5 protein-coding genes and 2 rRNA genes are annotated in these 6,713 nt (G+C 36.9%); all 7 read left to right on the top strand.

Annotation, left to right across the window (positions count from 1 at the left end; translation table 11 throughout):
- A 23S ribosomal RNA gene (locus tag FCI53_RS21705) occupies positions 1-126 on the top strand; the annotation flags it as partial.
- A gap of 112 nt (positions 127-238) precedes the next feature.
- Positions 239-354: ribosomal RNA gene (rrf, locus tag FCI53_RS16840) — 5S ribosomal RNA — on the top strand.
- A gap of 745 nt (positions 355-1,099) precedes the next feature.
- Positions 1,100-1,798 (top strand): MgtC/SapB family protein, encoded by a 699-nt coding sequence (locus FCI53_RS16835; RefSeq protein ID WP_138420208.1) that lies wholly within the window; start codon positions 1,100-1,102, stop codon positions 1,796-1,798.
- Positions 1,799-1,972: 174 nt separating this feature from the next.
- A complete protein-coding gene (locus FCI53_RS16830; protein WP_138420207.1) occupies positions 1,973-2,431 on the top strand; it encodes a CtsR family transcriptional regulator in 459 nt (152 codons plus the stop codon).
- 24 nt (positions 2,432-2,455) lie between these two features.
- On the top strand, positions 2,456-3,004 hold the full coding sequence (gene mcsA, locus FCI53_RS16825) for a protein-arginine kinase activator protein McsA (protein ID WP_138420206.1): 549 nt from the start codon (positions 2,456-2,458) through the stop codon (positions 3,002-3,004).
- Positions 3,004-4,068 (top strand): protein-arginine kinase McsB, encoded by a 1,065-nt coding sequence (gene mcsB, locus FCI53_RS16820; protein ID WP_138420205.1) that lies wholly within the window; start codon positions 3,004-3,006, stop codon positions 4,066-4,068. Before mcsA ends, mcsB begins: the two co-directional genes overlap by 1 nt.
- A 19-nt stretch (positions 4,069-4,087) precedes the next feature.
- Positions 4,088-6,523, top strand: a complete 2,436-nt coding sequence (gene clpC, locus FCI53_RS16815) for an ATP-dependent protease ATP-binding subunit ClpC (protein WP_138420204.1) — start codon at positions 4,088-4,090, stop codon at positions 6,521-6,523.
- Positions 6,524-6,713: the final 190 nt, after the last annotated feature.

The following is a 6,713-nucleotide window of genomic DNA, read 5'->3' as shown; positions in this document are numbered from 1 at the left end:
TAGATGAGACTTCCCATCATTTTAAATGAGTAAGATCCCTCAGAGACGATGAGGTTGATAGGTCCGAGGTGGAAGCGTGGTGACACGTGCAGCTGACGGATACTAATAGATCGAGGACTTAACTATAATAGAAAGCGGAGACGACCTGGGAGTCGAAGTTAGACTGTTTTAATGTTTGTTTGTCTTGAGTATTTCTTATCTAGTTTTGAAGGTGTATATTTAATTAAATACATCCATGTTTAGTGGCAATAGCGAAGAGGTCACACCTGTTCCCATGCCGAACACAGAAGTTAAGCTCTTCAGCGCCGATGGTAGTTGGGGCCTTGCCCCTGTGAGAGTAGGACGTCGCTAAGCAATTCAAAAAACCCTTGAGATTTAGGTCTCAAGGGTTTTTTGTGATGGTATTTATAATTGGCGTTCGAAAGTTCGATTAAACTCAACGAAATGCTAGAATGCAGTTCATACCTCACTACTAGAAGTGAGTCGTAAATTCTTCCCCTCTCACTTTTTCTTTCTTCATTATCGAACATAATACAAGCGTTTTTTAGGAAGGCTTGTTGCTTGCCAATCTTCGAAGTTAATATAGATTGCAACGTTATTTTTGTAACAATCTGTTCTCAAAAAGAAATTCTCATGGAGCTTTGACATTTAACAGAACGAGGGACCGCTTTTCCGCTCCAAACCGGTCTCTATCACCCTTTTCCTTGAGATTCTAGTATGTTGTCAGGTTATTGTTTTAATTGGTTTCATACTTACTGATTCCAAAACAATCATTACACCTTTTTAGGTAGCACGGCAACTACTTCCTAAATGCCTGTATGTAAAATCACAACGGACTTCCTACCTAGTATGTCCTCGTCACTTTTTGAAAACAGCCAAGGTAATTAATAAAAACAAATCATATCTGAACATGTATACTAATACTATAGGATATAGTTCATTAATTACGTTGAATAGGAAACCTATAGTAAAAACTTCTAACTGGGTATTTTATATTATTTTGTCTAATTTGATCTAATTTCATAAGCAGAAAGGATTTTTATAGGTTGTGGTCAAATTAATAAAAGGAGAAGTAATATAGTTTATTGGGAGTGTGGACATGCCAGGTATCTTTAATGACGTTTTTAATGATCAATTTTTATTAATGATAAGTCGTATATTTATTGCATTAGCGTTATCAGGCCTGATCGGGTTTGAACGGGAATTAAAAAATCGGTCAGCTGGTTTTAGAACACATATATTAGTGGGTGTTGGTTCATGTTTAATGATGCTTTTATCATTGTATGGGTTTGAAGCGTACATTGAAAAGTATGAAAATGTTCGATTTGATCCAGCGCGTATACCTTCTTATGTCATCAGTGGTATTGGTTTTTTGGGAGCGGGTACCATTATTGTAAACGGCATGACAATAAGGGGATTAACAACGGCGGCATCGATATGGGCTGTTGCTGGTTTAGGGTTGGTCGTTGGCGCTGGTATGTATAGTGAAGCAGTTTTTACTACACTAGTAATCTTACTTAGCTTAGTATTCTTAAATAACTTAGAAAATCGTTTTCTTAAAGGGAAGCAGGTTCATTCCTTTCAAGTGGTGATAGGCCCGAATTTGGATATGGAAACTTTACTTTCTGTGGTTAAGCAACATAATAATGAAATAAATAAATTTGAAATTGAACAGGAATTAGGGGATGACCGGAATTTGTTTATTAGATTAGAAAATACAAGTAGATTAGATAAATACAAATTATATGATGAATTATCGAAGGTTGAGCATGTGAGACAAGTGAGTGATCGGGAATAAATAGTTACAAAATTCTACAAAACTTTATAAATTCCTGCTTTATTAGTAGGGATTTTTTTAGTATAAACAGTCAAGAATAGCTAAGGAAAACATTTCATTTTGCATCGATTTAAAAATAAAGTATAATACAGGTATAGTCAAAGATAGTCAAAGTCAAATGAGGGGTAGACAAAAATGAGTAATGTATCTGATATTATTGAATCATATTTAAAAAACATCCTGAAAGAAACAAATACGAATGCAATTGAAATTAAACGTAGTGAGATTGCTGCTCAGTTTGAATGTGTCCCTTCTCAAATAAATTATGTGATTAATACTCGCTTTACTGTGGAAAGAGGATATATAGTAGAGAGTAAACGCGGGGGCGGTGGCTATATACGTATTATAAAAATCACCCATGAAGATAAAGCAAAATTAATTGATGAAGTAATTGATATGATACAACCAGTTGTAACACAACAAAAAGCTATCGATATATTAGAGCGTCTGCTGGAGGAAGAGCTAATAACTAAGCGGGAAGCCAAAATAATGGTCAATGCCTTGAGTAGAAATACATTAGCATACCCTTTGCCATTTCGTGATGAAGTGAGATCGAGAATTATGGCAGCAATGTTAGAGGCACTGAAACATTAAAGAAGTATGGAAGGGGGAAATCATATGGATTGTCAAGAATGCAAGGAACGTTCCGCTACATTACATTTCACAAAAGTAGTTAATGGAGCGAAAACAGAGATTCATGTTTGTGAACAATGTGCAAAAGAAAAGGGTTATGTTTCCGATGAGGAAGAAGCATATTCGTTACATGATCTATTATCTGGATTATTCAATTTTGAACCTTCTTCTATTCATACGGGACAACAGGCAAACCAAGTTTCAACAGAACAAGTTTTAAAATGTCCAAATTGCGGTATGACTTATCATGATTTTACTCGTGTAGGAAAGTTTGGTTGTGCAGAGTGTTACCATGCATTTGAGGCACATTTAAATCCCATCTTTAGGAGAGTCCATAGTGGGAATACAACCCACGATGGAAAAATACCAAAACGAATCGGAAGCACAATTCAACAAAGGAAAAAGCTAGATCAATATAGAAAACAATTACAACAGCTAATTGAAAATGAAGAATTTGAACAAGCTGCAAAAGTTCGTGATCAAATCAAATCATTAAAGAAAGACCTTAACCATGGTGGAGAGGGTGAGGCTTAATGTCATTGCAACAATTTATGAATGAAGCAATCAGTCCATGGATGAAAGAAGATGGCCCTGATAGTGATATCGTAATGAGTAGTCGAATAAGATTGGCGAGAAATCTTGATAAGGTTCCATTTCCACTAATAGCAAATGATCAGGATTTAGAAAAGATCCTAACTTTTATGAAGCAAACTTACCACCATCAATCTTTTAAAAACTATCATGACCTAGAATTTGTCGGAATAAATGAGTTAACACCAGTTGAAAAACAGGTGTTGGTTGAAAAACATCTTATTAGTCCACATCTTGCCGATAAGTCAACTCATAGCGGTGTGTTAATATCTGAGAGTGAGCAAGTATCCGTAATGGTTAATGAGGAAGACCACATTCGAATTCAACTCTATTTTCCTGGTTTTCAACTACAACGTGCATTAGATGAAGCGTTTGAGTTCGATGATTGGTTGGAAGAAAACGTGAATTATGCGTTTGATGAAGATAGAGGTTATTTAACAAGTTGTCCGACCAATGTAGGAACTGGTCTTCGAGCTTCTGTGATGATGCATTTGCCAGCTTTGGCCCTTACTCAAAAACTAAATAGAATGATTCCAGCGATTAGTCAACTAGGTTTAGTGGTAAGAGGTATATATGGTGAAGGAAGCGAAGCGGTTGGAAACATATTTCAAATTTCCAATCAAATAACGTTAGGAAGGTCTGAAGAAGATATTGTAGTGGATTTACAGAGTGTTGTTCAAAAACTTATTGAACAAGAGCGTAAGGCACGTAGGCTTCTAATGGATCAGTCAGGACTTCGTTTAGAGGACCGAATTTTTCGTTCATATGGGATACTGGAACGGAGTCGGATCATAGAATCTAAAGAGGCAGCAACATGTTTATCTGATTTACGACTTGGAATTGATATTGGTTATATCGATCATATCTCAAAAACAATTTTGAATGAATTAATGGTACTAACCCAACCAGGTTTTCTGCAACATTATGCAAAAGAGGCACTATCTCCACAGAGAAGAGATATACTAAGAGCTTCTTTAATTCGAGAACGACTATACTTAGAAAAATAATAGTAAGGAGGAATGCCTAATGATGTTTGGGCGTTTTACAGAGAGAGCACAAAAGGTACTCGCACTTTCTCAAGAAGAGGCAGTGAGATTAGGACATAATAACATAGGGACAGAACATATTTTATTAGGTTTAGTGAGTGAAGGAGAAGGGATTGCTGCTAAAGCACTTCATTCACTAGGGTTAGAGACAGAAAGAATTCAAGATGAGGTTGAAAAATTAATTGGGAGAGGTCAGAAAGTGTCACAAACGATCCATTATACTCCCAGAGCAAAAAAGGTGATTGAACTTTCTATGGATGAAGCCCGGAAGTTAGGTCATTCCTATGTTGGAACAGAACACATCTTATTAGGATTAATCCGTGAAGGAGAAGGTGTTGCGGCACGAGTTCTGAATAACCTTGGTGTAAGTTTAAACAAAGCACGTCAACAAGTTTTACAACTTCTTGGTAGTAATGAATCTACTTCAGGGCAACAACATGGACGTGGAGGACAAACAGCTGCTGCTAACACTCCGACACTTGATTCGCTAGCACGTGATCTTACAGCGATTGCAAAAGAGGGCCATATTGATCCTGTAATTGGTAGAGAACAAGAGATTGAACGTGTTGTCCAAGTGCTAAGTCGTCGTACAAAAAATAATCCTGTACTAATTGGGGAGCCTGGTGTTGGTAAAACAGCAGTTGCAGAAGGTCTTGCCCAGCAAATAGTCAACAATGAAATTCCAGAAATACTACGTGACAAGCGTGTTATGACGCTTGATATGGGAACAGTTGTAGCAGGTACTAAATATCGCGGTGAGTTTGAAGATCGTTTGAAAAAAGTGATGGAAGAAATTCGCCAAGCAGGTAACATTATTTTGTTTATTGATGAATTGCACACATTAATTGGTGCAGGTGGTGCAGAAGGTGCGATTGATGCATCCAATATTCTAAAACCTTCACTAGCACGTGGTGAATTGCAGTGTATCGGGGCAACAACTCTAGATGAATATAGAAAATATATTGAAAAAGATGCAGCACTTGAACGAAGATTCCAACCAATCCAAGTCGACGAACCAACATTAGATGAATCGATTCAAATTTTACAAGGTTTGCGTGATCGCTATGAAGCACACCACCGTGTATCGATTACCGATGATGCAATCGAGGCAGCAGCTAATCTGTCCGATCGTTATATAACCGATCGTTTCTTACCTGATAAAGCAATTGATTTAATTGATGAAGCTTCATCAAAAGTACGCTTACGTTCTTATACTGCACCGCCAAATTTAAAAGAATTAGAACAGAAGCTGGAAGAAGTAAGAAAAGAAAAAGATGCAGCTGTTCAAAGTCAAGAATTTGAAAAGGCAGCATCGTTAAGAGATAGTGAACAACGTCTTCGTGAAGAATTAGAAAAAACAAAAGATGAGTGGAAAGAAAAGCAAGGGCAAGAGAGTTCTGAGGTAACGGTTGAAGACATAGCTAGTATTGTCTCAACTTGGACCGGTGTACCAGTTTCTAAATTGACCAAAGACGAAAGTGATCGACTATTAAACATGGAATCTGTTTTACATGATCGAGTTATTGGTCAAGATGAAGCAGTTAAAGCTGTTTCGAAAGCGATCCGTCGTGCAAGAGCTGGGTTAAAAGACCCTAAACGTCCAATTGGTTCCTTTATTTTCTTAGGACCTACAGGTGTAGGGAAAACAGAACTTGCTCGTGCACTGGCTGATGCAATGTTTGGTGACGAGGATGCGATGATTCGAATTGATATGTCAGAGTACATGGAAAAACACGCCACGTCCCGTCTAGTTGGTTCACCTCCAGGGTATGTCGGATATGAAGAAGGTGGGCAGCTTACAGAGAAGGTTCGTAGAAAACCATATTCTGTTGTGTTACTTGATGAGGTTGAAAAGGCCCATCCAGAAGTATTTAATATTCTACTTCAAGTACTAGAAGATGGCCGATTAACCGATTCGAAAGGTCGTGTAGTCGACTTTAGAAACACGGTATTGATTATGACTTCCAACGTCGGTGCTAGCGAATTAAAACGTAATAAGTATGTTGGATTTAATTTAGATGATGAAGAAAGTGATCACAAAGAAATGCGATCCAAAGTACTTAATGAATTGAAAAAAGCATTCCGACCAGAATTTTTAAACCGAATTGATGAGACAATTGTATTCCATTCACTAGAGAAAAGACACATGAAAGAAATTGTTACACTCATGGTGAAACAATTACAAAAACGTTTAATTGAACAAGAAATTGATGTCGACTTGTCAGATAAAGCAATTGAGAAAATTGCGAATGAAGGGTTTGATCCGGAGTATGGTGCTAGACCATTACGCCGTTCAATCCAAAAAAATGTTGAAGATCTATTGTCTGAAGAGTTGTTGAAAGAGACCATTCAAAAAGGACAAAAGGTCAATATCGATATTGACAAAGACGAAAACTTCACAGTATCCACTAAGTAAGGTTCTTAAAAATCGGAAGGTCTCGCCTTCCGATTTTTTTTTATGCTATTGGAAAATAGTTTATACAAAATTTTTCACATGATGAAGTGGAAACCTATAGTGAGTTTTCCCTCACCTGATGATAATGTTTGTTTTATCATTAACCAGTTGTTTGTACTTTTGTTTTAATTTCCTATATGATAAAAACAAA

Origin of the sequence: Aquibacillus sediminis (assembly GCF_005870085.1) — a bacterium.
GTDB classification, from domain to species: Bacteria; Bacillota; Bacilli; order Bacillales; family Amphibacillaceae; genus Aquibacillus_E; species Aquibacillus_E sediminis.
Note: the sequence above shows the minus strand (reverse complement) of the source record. Positions and strands in the feature narration are given on the sequence as shown.

Bases quoted from the DNA above. Each gene is read 5' to 3' on its own strand.
- clpC (WP_138420204.1), top strand. From the start codon at position 4,088: ATGATGTTTGGGCGTTTTACAGAGAGAGCACAAAAGGTACTCGCACTT.
- FCI53_RS16835 (WP_138420208.1), top strand. From the start codon at position 1,100: ATGCCAGGTATCTTTAATGACGTTTTTAATGATCAATTTTTATTAATG.
- mcsB (WP_138420205.1), top strand. From the start codon at position 3,004: ATGTCATTGCAACAATTTATGAATGAAGCAATCAGTCCATGGATGAAA.
- FCI53_RS16830 (WP_138420207.1), top strand. From the start codon at position 1,973: ATGAGTAATGTATCTGATATTATTGAATCATATTTAAAAAACATCCTG.
- mcsA (WP_138420206.1), top strand. From the start codon at position 2,456: ATGGATTGTCAAGAATGCAAGGAACGTTCCGCTACATTACATTTCACA.